Raw genomic sequence first — 15,878 nt, 5'->3', positions numbered from 1 at the left:
ATCATGACTATTTCGACGCCCATCGGTTCCCCGACGCGCCTCGGCCACCACACCGTCGGCGTGCGGGTCATGGGGACGCCGAGATCCGGAACAAATCTCGCGAAATACCTGATCGAACGCTACCTCGATATGCCGGTCGTCTTCGATCAGGGCTTCTGGAAGCACGGGATTTTCCCGGCGCTGATGGACGGCCGCGACATGCGATATGGCAACCTGCCGATCGTCGTCGTCAGCAAGGACCCGGTGACGCAGCTTTTGTCATGGTACCGACAGGCGAGGAACGACACGCTCTTCAAGCCGAGCAGAAGTCTCGCGGCCTTCCTGAGCAGGCCGTTCGAGCTCAGGCAGGATTTTACCGAACCACGCAAGATGGAATACAGGTTCCGAACGCCGGCGGACTACTGGAACCAGTTCTACTTCGCCATGGATGCGCTTCGGCGCACCGGTATCCCGGTGCATTTCCTGCGCTACGAGCAGCTCGTCGCGGAGCCGGCCTCCTGCCTGAATTCGATCTCCCGTTTTCTCGATCCTTCGATAGCTTTCGACGCCGGCACCGTCGTGACGATGCCGGACCACAAGCTCGGTGCGAGCAACGACATCGACCGCGGCGAGAGCCCGACCATCGATCAGAGCCGGTTCGATCCCGCCCGCGCGGAGCTGGCATCGGCGCTTGCCAGGATCGGCTGGCGCAATGCGAGCGTCATTCTGCGCGGTATCGATGACGACGTGCTCGAGGCAACGGGACGAGCGGGTTTTCGCAAAACCTGCCGCGACGCAATTGGCGCCAGAGCGATGCTGAGGTCGCTTGTCGGGTTTTGGTGAGGCCGAGGCCGGCGGTCCTTGACGACTTGGAAACGTCGGGCCGAATTCGCTTCCGATCGACTACCGCATTGCACAATTGCGGTCCGCCTGCACAATAGGCGCATGTCCACCGGTTCGTTGACCATCCTTGTTATCGACGAGAACCGCATCCGCGCCTCGATCATCGAGGCCGGCTTGCGGGACGCCGGTCATCGCCATGTCACGGTGGTCCACGACGTGGCCGGCATTGCCCGGCGCATCGCCGAGATCGAGCCGGACGTCATCGTCATCGACCTGGAAAATCCCAATCGCGACATGCTGGAGAACATGTTCCAGCTGTCGCGCGCGGTGAAGCGGCCGATCGCCATGTTCGTCGACCGTTCCGACCAGGCTTCGATCGAGGCGGCGGTCGATGCCGGCGTGTCCGCCTATGTCGTCGACGGGCTGAAGAAGGAGCGCATCAAGCCGATCCTCGACATGGCGATCAGCCGCTTCAATGCCTTCTCGCGCATGGCGCGCGAACTGGAGGAGGCGCGCAGCGAGCTGGAGAACCGCAAGGTCATCGACCGGGCCAAGGGCATCTTGATGAAGTCGCGCGGCTTGAGCGAGGAGGCGGCTTACACGCTTCTGCGCAAGACCGCCATGAACCAGAACCGCAAGATCGCCGACATCGCCCAGAGCCTGGTGACGGCGGCGGGATTGCTGGGGGAGGGCGAATGAGCATGGCGCACGAAATCACGGCCGGCTTCATGCCGCTCTTCGACAGCGCGGTGCTGGTCGCGGCCGGCGAGATGGGCTTTGCCGCACGCGAGGGAATCGAGCTCAAGCTGCAGCGCGAGACGTCCTGGGCCAACATCCGCGACCGCATCGCCATCGGTCATTTCGATGTCGCGCATATGCTGGGGCCGATGCCGCTTGCCTGCAGCCTCGGGCTGACGCCGCTTGCGTCCGACACCATCGTGCCGTTTTCGCTCGGGCTCGGCGGCAATTGCATCACTGTCTCCAACGCCGTCTGGGACGGCATGGCGGCGCATGGCGCCGTGGCCGACCTCGATCCGGCGCGTGCCGGGACCGCTCTCGGCGCGCTTGTGCGCGAGCGGGCGGCCAGCGGCCGCGAGCCGCTGCGCTTCGCCGTCGTCCATCCGCATTCGGGGCACAATTACGAGCTGCGCTACTGGCTCGCCGCCTGCGGCATCGACCCGGATCGCGACATCGAGATCGTCATCGTGCCGCCGCCCTTCATGGCCGATGCGCTCTCCGCCGGCCGCATCGACGGCTATTGCGTCGGCGAGCCGTGGAACAGCGCCTCGGTCGCGGCGGGCACCGGTCGCATCGTCACCGTCAAGGCGCTGCTGTGGCGCAACAGCCCGGAAAAGGTGCTCGGTGTCCGCAAGGCCTGGGCGGAGGAGCACCCGGATGCGCTGGCGGCGCTGCTGAGGGCGCTCTATCATTCCGCACGCTGGTGCCAGGATCCGGCGAACCGCGGCGAGCTGGCCGCGCTGATGGCAAGGCCCGGTTTTCTCGGTCAGCCGGAGGCGATCCAAATGCCGGCGCTCACCGGACGCCTTCAACTGGGCGGCGGCGTGGAGCGGAGCGTCGAGGATTTCTTCTTGCCCTTCGACAAGGCGGCCAACTTTCCCTGGAAGAGCCATGCGCTGTGGTTCTACACGCAGATGGTGCGCTGGGGGCAGTTGCCGCATACGCCGCAAAACCTCGCCATCGCCCGCGACTGCTATCGGCCCGACCTTTATCGCTCGGCGCTGAAGCCGCTCGGCGTGGCGCTGCCGGGCGCCAATGCCAAGGTCGAGGGGGCGCTGAAGGTCGCGACGCCGGTTGGTTCCGCCGGGGCGAGCCTCGTGCTTGGCCCTGACGGATTCTTCGACGGCCAGATTTTCGATCCCGACCGGATCGACGCCTATATTGCCGGCCAGAAGAATGCCTGATCATTTGCGCGCCATTCTTGTGCATTGCACAAAATTTATGCGCCGTACCTGTGCTGTTGACCAATGTTTGACCGCGTTGCCGCTTGGCTCGGTTGCGGGTCAATTCTCCTATCGTATTGATTTTGATTGAAATTCAGATTTCTCGCAAAACTGGCACGCTTCGTGCTTTGAAATAATCGAGCCCGTTCGCGGGCAACAGAACAGGCGTCCAATGGCGGGCGCCACAGGCAAAGCTGCCGCTCAGGTCACCACGCGATCCCGGATGTACGGACGCGAGAGGGCCTGGACGGCAGCTTTTTTCGTTTTGGACCGGAGACGACGATGACCAAACGGATCGGACCTTCGCTTAAGGATTTCACCCGCCGCGATTTCCTGGCGAGCAGCCTTCTGACGGCGGTGCTGTTCGCCGCGGCACTTCTACTGTTTCCCGCCAGCCACGAAGCCGAAAGCACGGGTCCGCAAGTGACCGCCCAGGTGCCGCCGCGCTGACCAAGATCAACACCACACGCGGCGCCTCCCACGCCGCAAACCGGAGCCAGCCATGACCGCAAATCTCGCAGCCGCGCCCAGCCAGGACAGTGCTCCCCGGCAGGCGCTCGTCATGTCCACCATCGCCTTCACCGTCTGCTTCGCGGTGTGGACGATCTTTTCCATCATCGGCGTGCGCATCAAGCAGGAGCTCGGCCTGAACGAGACCGAGTTCGGCCTGCTGGTCGGCACGCCGATCCTGACCGGTTCGCTCGTGCGCATGGTGCTCGGTGTCTGGACCGACCGCTATGGCGGCCGGCTGGTCTATACGATGACGATGCTCGCGGCGGCGGTCGCGACCTTCCTGCTCGCCTTCGCGCACACCTATGGACAGATGCTGGTCGCAGCACTCGGCGTCGGGCTCGCCGGCGGCTCCTTCGCCGTCGGCGTCGCCTATGTCTCGCGGTTCTTCCCGGCCGACAAACAGGGCACGGCGCTCGGCATCTTCGGCGTCGGCAATGTCGGCGCTGCGGTCACCAAGTTCCTGGCGCCGCTCGTGCTGCTTGCCTGGGGCTGGCAGTCGGTGGCGCTGATCTGGGCGGCGGCCTTGGCCGTCATGGCTGCCATTTTCTGGTTCACCACCGGCGACGATCCGGTCATCCGCGAGCGCCGCGCCGGCAAGGCGACGCCGGCGAGAAGCTTCTGGCAGGAATTCGCGCCGCTGAAGAACCTGCAGGTCTGGCGCTTCGCCTTCTACTATTTCTTCGCCTTCGGCGCGTTCGTGGCGCTGTCGCTGTGGCTGCCGCGCTATCTGATCGGCGTCTACGGTTTCGGCATCGCCACCGCCGGCATGATCGGCGCCGCCTATTCGATCCCCGCCAGCATATTCCGCGCCTATGGCGGCGTGCTTTCCGACCGCATCGGCGCCCGAACCGTGCTCTACTGGACCTTCAGTGTCTCTGCCGTCGCCACGCTCGTTCTGTCTCTCCCCTCGGCAGATTATGTCGTGCGCGGCATCAGCGGGCCGATCCCCTTCCATTTCGAGATCGGCCCGCTCGCCTTCATCGCCGTCGCCTCCGTGCTCGGCTTCTTCATGAGCCTCGGCAAGGCTGCCGTCTACAAGCACATCCCGGCCTATTACCCGCAGAGCGTCGGCGCGGTCGGCGGTGTCGTCGGCATGATCGGCGGCCTCGGCGGCTTCATCCTGCCGATCGCCTTCGGCGCGCTGAACGACCTTACCGGCGTCTGGTCGAGCTGCTTCATGCTGCTCTTCGTGATCGTCGTCTCGTGCCTGGTCTGGATGCATATCACCATCCGCCGGATGGAGCGCGCGGCCGAGGTCAAGACCGCGCCGCTTTCCTACGCCGCCGAATAGACCGGAGACCGACATGACCGAAAAACTCGTCATCATCGGCAATGGCATGGCGCCGGGCAGGATGCTGGAGCACCTGCTGGAGGCAGCGCCCGACCGCTACGCCGTGATCATCTTCAACGCCGAGCCGCGCGTGAACTACGACCGCATCATGCTGTCGCCGGTGCTGTCGGGCGAGAAGGCGTTCGAGGAGATCGTCATCCATGGCGACGGCTGGTACATCAAGCACGGCATCACCCTCTACAAGGGGCACCGGATCGTCGCCATCGACAGAGAGGCCAAGACCGTCACTTCGGACCACGGCGTGACCGAGAGCTATGACAGTCTCGTCATCGCCACCGGCTCTGTGCCCTTCATCATTCCGGTGCCCGGCAAGGACCTGCCGGGCGTGCTGACCTATCGCGATCTCGACGACGTCAACGCCATGCTGCTTGCGGCGCAGTCGCGCGCCAAGGCGGTGGTCATCGGCGGCGGCCTGCTCGGGCTCGAAGCCGCAGCCGGGTTGAAGGAGCGCGGCATGGACGTCACGGTGCTGCACGTCATGCCGACGCTGATGGAGCGCCAGCTCGATCCGGCCGCCGGCTATCTGCTGCAGAAGGCGGTCGAGGCGCGCGGCATCAAGATCATGACCAAGGCCAACACCAAGGCCATTTTCGGCAATGGCAAGGTCGAGGGGGTTGAGCTCATGGACGGCACGATCATCCCGGCGACGCTGGTAGTGATGGCGGTCGGCATCCGCCCCAGCATAACATTGGCCAAGGAGGCCGGGCTCGAAGTCAATCGCGGCATCGTCGTCGACGATCGTATGCGAACGTCCGATCCGGCGATCATGGCGCTTGGCGAATGCGCTGAGGTCGGCGGCCATGTCTACGGACTGGTCGCCCCGCTCTACGAGATGGCGCGCATCGCGGCGGCCAGGCTGGCGGACGGCGAGGACAGGCGCTTCGTTCACTCCGACACGCCGACCAAGCTCAAGGTCACCGGCATCGACCTCTATTCGCTGGGAGACTTCGCCGACGGCGAGGATCGCGAGGAGATCATCCTGCGCGACGCGTCCGCCGGCATCTACAAGCGCGTCGTGCTGCAGGACAACCGCATCATCGGCACGGTGCTGTTCGGCGAGACGGCCGACGGCGCCTGGTTCAACGACCTCAAGAAGAAGGCGACCGACATCTCGGAGATGCGCGACACGCTGATCTTCGGCCAGGCGTTTCAGGGAGGCGTTTCCTCGGACCCTTTGGCGGCCGTTGCGGCACTGGCGGATGATGCGGAAATCTGCGGCTGCAACGGCGTCTGCAAGGGCAAGATCACAGGCGCGATCACCGGCAAGGGGCTGACCGGCCTGGACGACGTGCGCGCCCACACCAAGGCCTCGGCCTCGTGCGGCTCGTGCACCGGCCTCGTCGAACAGCTGCTGAAGCTCAAGCTAGGCGAAGCCTACAATCCGGCGGCGGTGCAGCCGATGTGCGGTTGTACGAGCCTCGGCCATGACGATGTGCGGCGCCTGATCAAGGCGAAGGGCCTGAAGACGATCCCCGCCATCATGCAGGAGCTCGAATGGAAGACTTCCTGCGGCTGCGCCAAGTGCCGGCCGGCGCTCAATTACTACCTCGTCTGCGACTGGCCGGATCAATATGCCGACGACTATCAGTCGCGTTTCATCAACGAGCGCGTGCACGCCAACATCCAGAAGGACGGCACCTATTCGGTGGTGCCGCGCATGTGGGGCGGGGTGACCAGCGCCGGCGAATTGCGCGCCATCGCCGATGTGGTCGACAAGTTCGAAATCCCGATGGTCAAAGTCACCGGCGGCCAGCGCATCGACATGCTGGGCATCCGCAAGGAAGATCTGCCGGCGGTGTGGGCCGATCTCGGCAAGGCCGGCTTCGTCTCCGGCCATGCCTATGCCAAGGGCCTGCGCACAGTGAAGACCTGCGTCGGCACCGACTGGTGCCGCTTCGGCACGCAGGATTCGACCGGGCTCGGCATCCGCATCGAGAAGTTCATGTGGGGTTCCTGGACGCCGGCCAAGGTGAAGATGGCGGTGTCGGGATGCCCGCGCAATTGCGCGGAAGCGACCTGCAAGGATGTCGGCGTGGTGTGCGTCGACTCTGGCTACGAGATCCATTTCGCGGGTGCGGCCGGCCTCGACATCAAGGGCACGGAAGTGCTCGGCCTGGTGAAGACCGAGGACGAGGCGCTCGAGGTGATCGTGGCGCTCGTGCAGATGTATCGCGAGCAGGCCCGCTACCTCGAGCGCATCTATAAATGGGCCAAGCGCATCGGCACCGCCGAGATCAAACGGCAGATCCTGGACGATACGAGCAAGCGCAAAGCCTATTACGAGCGCTTCGTCTTCAGCCAGAAATTCGCCCAGGTCGATCCGTGGTCGGAGCGCGTCTCCGGCAAGGACAAGCATGAGTTCCGGCCGATGGCATCGGTCGGGTTCGCGGAGGCGGCGGAGTGAATCGACAGGAAAGAGACGGCATGAACTGGATCGCCATCGGCGCCATCGCCGACATCCCACGCCGTGGCGCGCGCTGCGTTGAAACCCCGCAAGGCAAGATCGCGGTCTTCCGAACGGCGGACGACCAGGTCTTTGCCATCGAGGATCACTGCCCGCACAAGGGCGGACCGCTCAGCCAAGGCATCGTGCATGGCGTGGCGGTGACCTGCCCGCTGCACAATTGGGTGATCTCGCTGGAGACGGGGAAGGCGCTCGGCGCGGATGAAGGCGCGGTCAGGACGATCCCGGTCAGGGTCGACGGCGAACGGCTGTTCATCGCGCTCGAAGCGCTGGCTTCGAAAGCGGCCTGAGGCATGGAGGAAGCGCGCGAGGTGAGGACCACCTGCCCCTATTGCGGGGTGGGCTGCGGCGTGCTGGCCAAGGTCGCCGCGGACGGCACGACAACCGTCCGCGGCGATCCCGATCATCCGGCCAATTTCGGCCGGCTGTGTTCGAAAGGCGCTGCGCTTGGCGAGACGCTTGGCCTTGAAGGTCGGCTGCTCCAGCCGGAGGTTCTTGGCAAGCAAGCCGATTGGGACGACGCGCTCGATCTCGTGGCCGAAAAATTCTCGCGCGCGATTGCCGAGCACGGGCCCGACTCGGTCGCTTTCTACGTTTCGGGCCAATTGCTCACCGAGGATTACTACGTCGCCAACAAGCTGATGAAGGGTTTTGTCGGCTCGGCCAATATCGACACCAATTCGCGGCTCTGCATGGCGTCGTCCGTCGCCGGCCATCGCCGCGCCTTCGGCGAGGACATCGTCCCGGGCGTCTATGAGGATTTCGAGCACGCCGATCTCATCGTGCTCACCGGCTCCAACACCGCATGGTGCCATCCCGTGCTCTACCAGCGCATGCTCGCGGCACGCCGGGAGCGTGGGACGAAAATCGTCGTCATCGATCCGCGCCGTACCGCCACGGCCGACGAATGCGACCTGCATCTGGCGCTCGATCCGGGCACGGATGTGCTGTTGTTCAACGGGCTGCTCGCGCATCTCGCGCAAGCGGGGAAGGTCGATGCAGCCTTCATCCGGGACAGCACCTCGGACTTCGAGGCCGCAGCCTCGCTCGCTGGCGCCGATGCACCGTCGATCGCGCGCGTCGCGAAAGGCTGCGGATTGGCGGCCGCCGATGTTCAGGCATTCTACGATCTCTTCGCCGAGATCGAGCGTACGGTCACCGTCTACAGCCAGGGCGTCAACCAGTCCGCGCATGGTACCGACAAGGTCAACGCCATCATCAACTGCCACCTCGCCACCGGCCGCATCGGCAAGCCCGGCATGGGGCCGTTCTCGGTGACCGGCCAGCCGAACGCCATGGGCGGGCGCGAGGTGGGAGGGCTGGCCAACCAGCTTGCCGCGCATATGGACTTCGCGGATCCGTCCGCCATCGATCGCGTGTCCCGCTTCTGGAGCGCGCCCAACATCGCGCGGCGTGCCGGCCTGAAGGCCGTGGATATGTTCCAGGCGGTCGCCGACGACCGCATCAAGGCGCTGTGGGTGATGGGCACCAATCCCGCCGTCAGCATGCCGGATGCAGCGCGGGTGCGGGCTGCTTTGTCCAAATGCGAGTTCGTCGTCGTCTCGGATGTGACCCGCACCGACACTACGCGCTATGCCGACGTGCTGCTGCCGGCCGCCGGCTGGGGCGAGAAGGACGGCACGGTCACCAATTCTGAGCGGCGCCTCTCGCGCCAGCGGTCATTCCTGCCCTCGCCGGGCGGAGCGAGAGCCGACTGGCGCATCATCTGCGAGGTCGCCGCGCGCATGGGTTACCGCGGTGCCTTCGCCTACCAGTCACCGGCCGAGATCTTCCGCGAGCATGCCGCGCTTTCCGCCTTCGAGAACAATGGCGAGCGGCTGTTCGACCTTGGCGGACTGGCAGACCTCAGCGACACGGACTACGGTGCCTTCGCGCCACGCCGTTGGCCCGCTTCGGGCCGCCGCGAGCAGCCGACAAGATTGTTCGCCGACGGCCGCTTCCCCACGTCCGACGGCCGCGCGCGTTTCGTGCCGGTGCGGCAGGAGGCTACGGCCTTCGCCGTCGACGCCGACTATCCGCTCGCCTTGAACACTGGCCGGCTGCGCGACCAGTGGCACACCATGACGCGCACCGGCAACGTGCCGCGCCTGATGGCGAACGCGCCGGAGCCGACGGTCGATCTCCATCCGGCCGATGCGGCAGCGCACCACCTCAAGGAGGGGGACCTCGCCCATCTTTCGACCCGCTTCGGTTTCGTCCGCGCCAGGGTGCGCGTGGCCGAGGCGCAGCGGCGCGGCCAGGCTTTCCTGCCCATGCATTGGAGTGGCCAGTTCGCGGCCAAGGCTTCCGCCGGCCTGTTGTCATCGCCGGTCACCGATCCGTATTCCGGTCAGCCGGAGCTCAAGCATGTTCCGGTCAGGATCGTGCGCGAAAACACGGGCTGGGCAGGCGTGCTCGTCACCCGCCGCGATCTCAGGCCGACGGGTTTCGTCCACTGGAGCCGGCATGCGGTCGAGGGCGGCTGGGTTTACGATCTGACCGGAACCGAGCCGCCGGACCAGGGCATTCTCCTGGCGCGCAAGCTGCTCGCCGTCCAGCGGCGGGACCAGTTGCTCGAATACACCGATCGCCGCGGGCTTGCCTATCGTGCCGCAGCCATCGACGACGCCGGCGCCATGGCTGAGGCGCTGCTGGTTGCCGCCCCGGATCAGCTGCCGGTGCGGGACTGGCTGGTGTCGCTGCTTGCCACACGCCAGAAGCTGTCGACGGCCGATCGCCACGCGCTTCTGTCCGGGCGCTCGCCCGTGCCGATGCCGGCCATCGGCCGCGTCGTGTGCGCATGCTTCCACATCGGCGCCAACCAGCTCGCGTCAGCGGTCGCTTCGGGATGCGACAGCCTCGAAGCGATCGGCTCGACACTGCGCGCGGGCACCAATTGCGGCTCCTGCCGCTCCGAGATCCGGGCGATCATCGACGCCCGTCACGTGCAGGCGGCGGAGTGAGTCACGCCGGTTCTACCGGTCTTCGACAATCCGCAAATACGCCGCCGTCACGAACAGCACGATGAAGCCGAACAGGATGCGGCGGCCGCCTTCGGGCATCTGCAGGATGGTGAGCAGCGTCGTCAGCACGGTCAGGATCAGCGCGCCGATGATGGTGCCGGTGTAACCGCCGCGGCCGCCGAAGATCGAGGTGCCGCCGATGACGGCTGCGGCCACCGAAGGCAGCACCAGCGGTTCGGCCAGCGACAGCGACGGGGCCTTGATCAGGCCGATATAGAGCAGGCCGGTGATGCCGGCGAGCAGGCTGGAAAGCACGTAGAGCGCGGTGATCACCTGCCAGTAGCGCACGCCGGACAGGCGCGCCGCGCGTTCATTGTCGCCGACGGCGTAGAGCAGGCGGCCGAAGCCGGTGCGGTTGAGCGTGAAGACGATCAGCACCGCCACCGGCACGAACAGCAGAAGCGCGTTGGGAAAGCCGTAAGTGACGCCGGTGCCCAGCCAGTTGAGGAAATCCGGGATCTTGGCGCCCGACGCGATGACCGTGCGCTGATAGACCTGCAGGAAGCCGGTGCCGATCAGGCTGGTGCCGAGCGTCATGATCAGCGGATGCACCCGGAACACGCCGACGCCGATGCCGTTGACGAGGCCGATCAGCACGGCGGGCAGCATGGCGAGCAGGAAGGCCACCGTGGGATCCTGGTTGACGATCTGCGTCGCCATGATGAAGGCGCTCATCGTCGCCACTGTGCCGACGGAAAGATCGATGCCACCGGTGAGCATGGTCATGGTCTGGCAGCCGGCGAGGATCGCCAGCGGGATGGCGAATTTCGCCGTGTTGGCGAGCCAGCGCTCGTTGACGATGCCGGGGCGCAGGATCTGCAGGATCACCACAAGAATGATCAAAAGGATGATCAGCGGGATGAGCGGCCGGTCCGCCATGAAGCGCTTGACGCGGCGGCCGAACGAGACCGGCTGGGGCATGGTCGCGATGTCGGTCATGGCGTTGCTCCCACCGGGCGGCCGCGGATGGTGATGAAGGCGCCGAACATCACCACCGCAACCATGATCAGGCCCTCAATGATGGCGGTGACGTTCGGATCGATGGCCAGAAGCGTCAGGTCGGTGCGTACCAGCCGCAGCACGAAGACGGCGATGATCGGCCCGAGCAGGCCGCCCTTGCCGCCGCCGAGCGCGACGCCGCCAAGCACCACGGCGGCGACGCTGGCGAGCAGATAGGGCCCGGGGATGGGCGCGCCGATGCCGGTGCTGATGGTGAGCGACAGTCCGCCCATCGCGGCGAACAGGCCGGACAGCGCATAGGCGATGATCCTGGTGCGCGCCACCGGCACGCCGCTGCGAAAGGCGGCGAGCTCATTGCTGCCGATCGCGTAGATCGAGAGGCCGAGGCGTGAGCGCCTGAGCGGAATCCAGATGATGCAGAGGCAGACGACGAGCAGCGCCAGCGCTTTTGGAACCCAGGCGTCGGCCCAATCCGGCAGGCCGGGGATCGGCACCGTGCCGATGACGCTTGCCTTCAGCCATTCGGCGGCGGCGCCGCCGGGAGCGCCGAGCACGAGCAGTGCCGCGCCCTGCAGCACGAACAGCGTCGCGAGCGTGACCACGATGTCCGGCACGCGGGTGACGACGATGAGGACGCCGTTCAGCGCGCCGAGCACGAACCCCATGGCGAGCACGAAGGGCACGACGAAGAGCGCATACTCCTCGCTGGCGCCGTTCATCATCGAGGCCGCGGTCACGCTGGTCAGCGCCATCATGGCGGCGACGGAGAGATCGATGCCGCCGGCGATGACGACGACGGTCTGGGCGGCGACGGCGAAAGCGTAAGGCAGAACCGCCCGCGCCAGCGAGCCGAAGTCGCCGCTGCCATAGGCCGGCTGGATCAGCTTGGTGACGACGAAGAGAAAGATCAGCAGGGCGAACAGGCCGGCGACCCAACCCTGGTTGCGCAAGAACCGGCTCATGACGCGGCCTCCGCATCGGAGGCGGGCCTGACGTCGGCAAGGATGCCGACATCCGCCCTGGCGCCGCGCGGCAGGCCGTAGGCGGCCCGCATCAGCGCCGGCTCGTCGGCCTCTTCGACCGAAAAAGTGTCGACGACGCGGCCGCCGAAAATGACGATGACGCGGTCGCAGACACGCTGCACCTCTTCCATTTCGGATGTGTAGAACAGCACCGACTTGCCCTGGCCGGCGAGCTCGCGCAGCAATTTGTAGATCTCTTGCTTGGTGCCGACATCGATGCCGCGCGTCGGGTCGAAGCAAAGGATGGTGCGGGCGTTGGCCGCAATCCAGCGGGCAATGGTCACTTTCTGCTGGTTGCCGCCGGAGAGGCGCTGCACCTCGCCCTGGGCGCGGGTGTCGATCTGCAATCTGCCGATCGCGCCGGAGACGACCACCTGCTCGCGCCGCATGCGGATCGGTCCCCATTTGCGCAGCCCCGCGCTGAAAGGCAGCGCGATGTTCTCGCGCACCGAGCGCTGCATGGCCAAGGCCTCGGTGCGGTCGCCAGGTACGTAGGCGATGCCGGCCTGAATGGCATCGCTCGGATGCGAGAATTTCACCGGTGCGCCATCGACATCGATGGTGCCGCCGGTCGGACGGATCGAGCCGGCAAGGGCGGCGAAGAGCTCGTCCTGGCCCTGGCCCTCGAGCGCAAACACACCAACGACTTCACCATTGGCGAGATCGAAGGAGACATCGTTGAGCTTGGTGCCGAGCTGCAAGTTGCGGACCGACAGGCGCGGGCGGCCGCCGCTGGCAGCAGCGACATCATTTGCCGTGCGCGCCCCAACGCGTGTCTTCTCGATGCGCGTGCCGAGCATCATCTCGACGATTCTTTCCTCGACGCCCGGTTCGATGTCGACGACGCCGACCGTCGAGCCGTCGCGCAGAACGGTGGCGCGGTCGCAGAGCGCTGAGATCTCGACGAAACGGTGCGAGATGAAGATGACGGAGCGGCCGGCGTCACCTTGGCGGCGCACCACTTCAAGCACCTTTTCGGCAAGGTTCGCGGGAAGTGCGGCAGTCATCTCGTCGAGCAGGAGCACGTCGGGTTCGACGGCGAGCGCGCGCGCCAGGTCGAGCACGCGCAGGATGGCCAAAGGGATGTCGCGCGCGGTGTCGCGGATGTCGAGGTTCGGAATGCCGAGCTCGCGCACCCAGGCGCGGAACGGCTCGACCGGCGTCCTGGTCAGCCTGAGGTTGGACAAGACATCGAGATCAGGGATCAGCGAAGGTTCCTGGTAGACCGGCAGCAGGCCGGCGCGGCGGGCTGCGGCAGGCGAGCGGACATCAAGCTGCTGGCCTCGGATCAGGATGCGGCCGGCATCGGCGTTGATCGCTCCGGTCAGGATCTTCACCAGCGTCGACTTGCCGGCGCCGTTGGCGCCCATCAGCGCATGGACCTCGCCCGGCAACACGGACAGCGAAGCGTTGCGCAGCGCTGCAACCGCACCGTAGTTTTTCGCGACACCGGTGGCGTCGAGGAGAGGATTTTGCGGCAATGGGTTTGTTGTCAAATCGTGTGGTTCTCGTTCCAGAAACTAATGCAGGCGCCGGATGAAGCCAGGTGGCTTCTACCTTCTCCCCTTGTGGGAGAAGGTGTCGCCGGAGGCGACGGATGAGGGGTGTTCCAGCGGAATGAGACGTTGGCGTTCCCTGGAACACCCCTCATCCGTCTCGGCGCTAGCGCGCCGATCCACCTTCTCCCACAAGGGGAGAAGGCAGAAGGGCGTCTCGACGCTTACTCGCCCGGGCCTTTGCAGGCGACGATCTGGTCCTTGGTGTAGGTGGTCCAGTCCGGGATCGAGATCGAGACCGGCCATTCGGGGCTGAGCGACGGGTCGGCGGCGGACTTCAGCTTGGCCTTGCCTGCGTCGGTGGCGTTTTCCCAGAGTTCCGGATTGACCAGCACGGTCTGCTGCGCTGGCTTCTTGCCGTCGAGGATCTGCAAGGCGAGCGTGACGCCGGCGCCGCCGATCGAGCCGGGGTTGGTGACGGCAGCGCCGACCAGACCCTTGACCGTGTTCAGCTGGCCGACGAAGCCGGCATTGTCGGCGCCGACGACCGGCACCATCGGCGCCTGCTGCTCGACCAGCGCGTCGACGATGACGTTGTCGATGCCGGAGGTCCAGATGCCGTTGATCGGCGTGCCGGTGGCGAGGAAGGAGAGGATCTGCTGCTTGGCCTGGTCCTGCTGCCAGCCGGTGAAGACCTCCTGTGCGACCTTTACGTCGGGGAATTCGGCCAGCGCCTTCTTAAAACCTTTGTCGCGGTCGCTGTCGGCCGAAGCGCCGGCGGCGCCGCGCATATAGAACACCTCGCCCTTGCCGCCCATCTGCTGGAACAGCCACTTGGCGCCGAGATAGGCGTATTGTTCCTGGTTGTTGGAGATGATGTAGGCGGAGGGTTCGGTCACCGCCTGGTCGACGGCGACGACGACGATGCCGGCCTTGGTGGCTTCTTCCAGACCCGCCTTGATGCCGGCCGGATCAGCCGGGTTGACGACGATGGCGTCGACCTTGGCGCTGATCAGGTTGCGAATGTCCTCGAGCTGGCCGGCCGCGTCGGTGTTGCGGTGGGCGATGTTGAGCTTCGCCACTTCGCCGGAAGCGAGCGCCTGTGCCTTCATGGCGCAGATCATCTCCTCGCGCCAGCCATTGCCCTGCACGGTGTTGGAAATGCCGATCGTGTACTTGCCGGCGGCGGCCGAGGCGCCCACCGAGGCAAGCAAGGCGGCGCCGGCAAGCAGCGAGGCCACGGTCAGATGTTTCTTCATGTCAGTACTCCTCCACATTGATTTTTTTCAGTTCAGTTCGATTTTTCAGTTCAGTTCCAGGGCGCCGAAGCTATCGGGGCCAAGCTCTTCGTCATTTGATGAAGGGGCGCAGCACGTCGCGGGCCAGCAGGAAGCCGCGCTTCACCTTTTCATCCGTCCCCTCGAAGCGCCGGTCCTCATGCTCGATGATGACCGGCCCGTCATATCCGGCCCGGTAGAGGCCCGAAAAAATCCTGCTCCAGTCGATGTCGCCAAGCCCCGGCATGCGCGGCACCTGCCAGCCTATGCCGGCGGAAAGGATTCCGCGCTCGTACAAACCATCATGATCAATCATCAGGTCCTTGGCATGCACATGCAGCATGTTTGCGCCGAACTCGCGGATGAAGCGCTCCTTGTCGATCATCTGCCAGACGAGATGCGAAGGGTCGAAATTCATGCCGACATCGCCGCCCCAGGCTTCGAGGATGCGGCGCCAGACGTAAGGCGAGTAGGCGATGTTGTGCCCGCCCGGCCATTCGTCATAGCTGAAGATCATGGGGCAGTTCTCGAAGGCGAGTTTCACGCCATGCTCGCGCGCATGGGCGATGATCGACGGCCAGACTTTTTGCGCGTCCTCCCAATTGGCGTCGACGGTCTTCGAGGCGTCGCCGCCGCAGAAGGTGTTGACCAGCGTCACCCCCATGCGGCTCGCCAGCACGACTACCTTTTTCAGGTGATCGATCACAGCCTCGCGATGCGCCTGGTCCGGATGCAGGGGGTTGGGGTAGAAGCCGAGACCGGAGATGGTTATGCCCCTGCCGGTAAGCTCGGCGGCGAGGTCCTTCGCCGCGGAGGCCGGGATGTCCACGTCGATATGGCTGGTGCCGGCATAGCGCCTGCCAGCGCTCGAAGTCTTCGGCCAGCAGGCGATTTCCAGCGCTTCGAAGCCGACCGAGCGCGCCCAGTCGACGACCTCGTTCAGCGGAGTATCCGGAAATGGTGCTGTGAGCAGTCCAAGTTTCATGATG

13 protein-coding genes are annotated in these 15,878 nt (G+C 65.5%); 8 read left to right on the top strand and 5 right to left on the bottom strand.

Annotation, left to right across the window (positions count from 1 at the left end):
* Nucleotides 1–3: 3 nt before the first annotated feature.
* The 8 genes from KVT37_RS27955 to KVT37_RS27920 all read left to right on the top strand — a co-directional run bounded on the left by KVT37_RS27955 (nt 4) and on the right by KVT37_RS27920 (nt 10,074).
* Nucleotides 4–822, top strand: coding sequence for a sulfotransferase domain-containing protein (locus KVT37_RS27955; protein ID WP_217578247.1), 819 nt, complete (start codon nt 4–6; stop codon nt 820–822).
* A gap of 102 nt (nt 823–924) precedes the next feature.
* Nucleotides 925–1,521 carry an ANTAR domain-containing response regulator gene (locus KVT37_RS27950; protein ID WP_217578246.1) on the top strand — a complete coding sequence of 199 codons (597 nt, stop codon included), beginning with the start codon at nt 925–927 and terminating at the stop codon, nt 1,519–1,521.
* The gene (locus KVT37_RS27945; RefSeq protein ID WP_217578245.1) at nt 1,518–2,744 is read left to right on the top strand and encodes a CmpA/NrtA family ABC transporter substrate-binding protein; all 1,227 of its coding nucleotides are present in this window, start codon (nt 1,518–1,520) and stop codon (nt 2,742–2,744) included. The genes KVT37_RS27950 and KVT37_RS27945 overlap by 4 nt, the downstream gene beginning before the upstream one ends.
* 321 nt (nt 2,745–3,065) lie before the next feature.
* Nucleotides 3,066–3,233: a twin-arginine translocation signal domain-containing protein gene (locus tag KVT37_RS27940; protein ID WP_217578244.1), complete on the top strand. Its 168-nt coding sequence runs from the start codon at nt 3,066–3,068 to the stop codon at nt 3,231–3,233.
* A 52-nt stretch (nt 3,234–3,285) separates the two neighbouring features.
* Nucleotides 3,286–4,587, top strand: a complete 1,302-nt coding sequence (locus tag KVT37_RS27935) for a nitrate/nitrite transporter (protein ID WP_217578243.1) — start codon at nt 3,286–3,288, stop codon at nt 4,585–4,587.
* Nucleotides 4,588–4,600: 13 nt separating this feature from the next.
* Nucleotides 4,601–7,051 carry a nitrite reductase large subunit NirB gene (nirB, locus tag KVT37_RS27930; RefSeq protein WP_217578242.1) on the top strand — a complete coding sequence of 817 codons (2,451 nt, stop codon included), beginning with the start codon at nt 4,601–4,603 and terminating at the stop codon, nt 7,049–7,051.
* Between the two features lie 20 nt (nt 7,052–7,071).
* Nucleotides 7,072–7,401 carry a nitrite reductase small subunit NirD gene (gene nirD, locus KVT37_RS27925; protein WP_217578241.1) on the top strand — a complete coding sequence of 110 codons (330 nt, stop codon included), beginning with the start codon at nt 7,072–7,074 and terminating at the stop codon, nt 7,399–7,401.
* A gap of 3 nt (nt 7,402–7,404) precedes the next feature.
* Entirely contained in the window at nt 7,405–10,074 is a 2,670-nt protein-coding gene (locus KVT37_RS27920) for a nitrate reductase (protein ID WP_217578240.1), read from the top strand.
* Nucleotides 10,075–10,086: 12 nt separating this feature from the next.
* Here the strand turns inward: KVT37_RS27920 and KVT37_RS27915 are convergent, their stop codons facing one another.
* The 5 genes from KVT37_RS27915 to KVT37_RS27895 all read right to left on the bottom strand — a co-directional run bounded on the left by KVT37_RS27915 (nt 10,087) and on the right by KVT37_RS27895 (nt 15,874).
* Entirely contained in the window at nt 10,087–11,073 is a 987-nt protein-coding gene (locus KVT37_RS27915; RefSeq protein WP_217578239.1) for an ABC transporter permease, read from the bottom strand.
* Nucleotides 11,070–12,056, bottom strand: a complete 987-nt coding sequence (locus KVT37_RS27910) for an ABC transporter permease (RefSeq protein WP_217578238.1) — start codon at nt 12,054–12,056, stop codon at nt 11,070–11,072. Before KVT37_RS27910 ends, KVT37_RS27915 begins: the two co-directional genes overlap by 4 nt.
* Nucleotides 12,053–13,597 carry a sugar ABC transporter ATP-binding protein gene (locus tag KVT37_RS27905; protein WP_217578272.1) on the bottom strand — a complete coding sequence of 515 codons (1,545 nt, stop codon included), beginning with the start codon at nt 13,595–13,597 and terminating at the stop codon, nt 12,053–12,055. The genes KVT37_RS27910 and KVT37_RS27905 overlap by 4 nt, the downstream gene beginning before the upstream one ends.
* 239 nt (nt 13,598–13,836) lie before the next feature.
* Nucleotides 13,837–14,871: an ABC transporter substrate-binding protein gene (locus KVT37_RS27900; protein WP_112126413.1), complete on the bottom strand. Its 1,035-nt coding sequence runs from the start codon at nt 14,869–14,871 to the stop codon at nt 13,837–13,839.
* Nucleotides 14,872–14,962: 91 nt separating this feature from the next.
* Complete coding sequence (locus tag KVT37_RS27895; protein WP_217578237.1) at nt 14,963–15,874, bottom strand: sugar phosphate isomerase/epimerase; 912 nt, start codon at nt 15,872–15,874, stop codon at nt 14,963–14,965.
* Between the last annotated feature and the right edge of the window lie 4 nt (nt 15,875–15,878).

It is taken from the genome of Mesorhizobium sp. GbtcB19, assembly GCF_019091085.1.
Taxonomy (GTDB): domain Bacteria; phylum Pseudomonadota; class Alphaproteobacteria; order Rhizobiales; family Rhizobiaceae; genus Mesorhizobium.
Note: the sequence above shows the minus strand (reverse complement) of the source record. Positions and strands in the feature narration are given on the sequence as shown.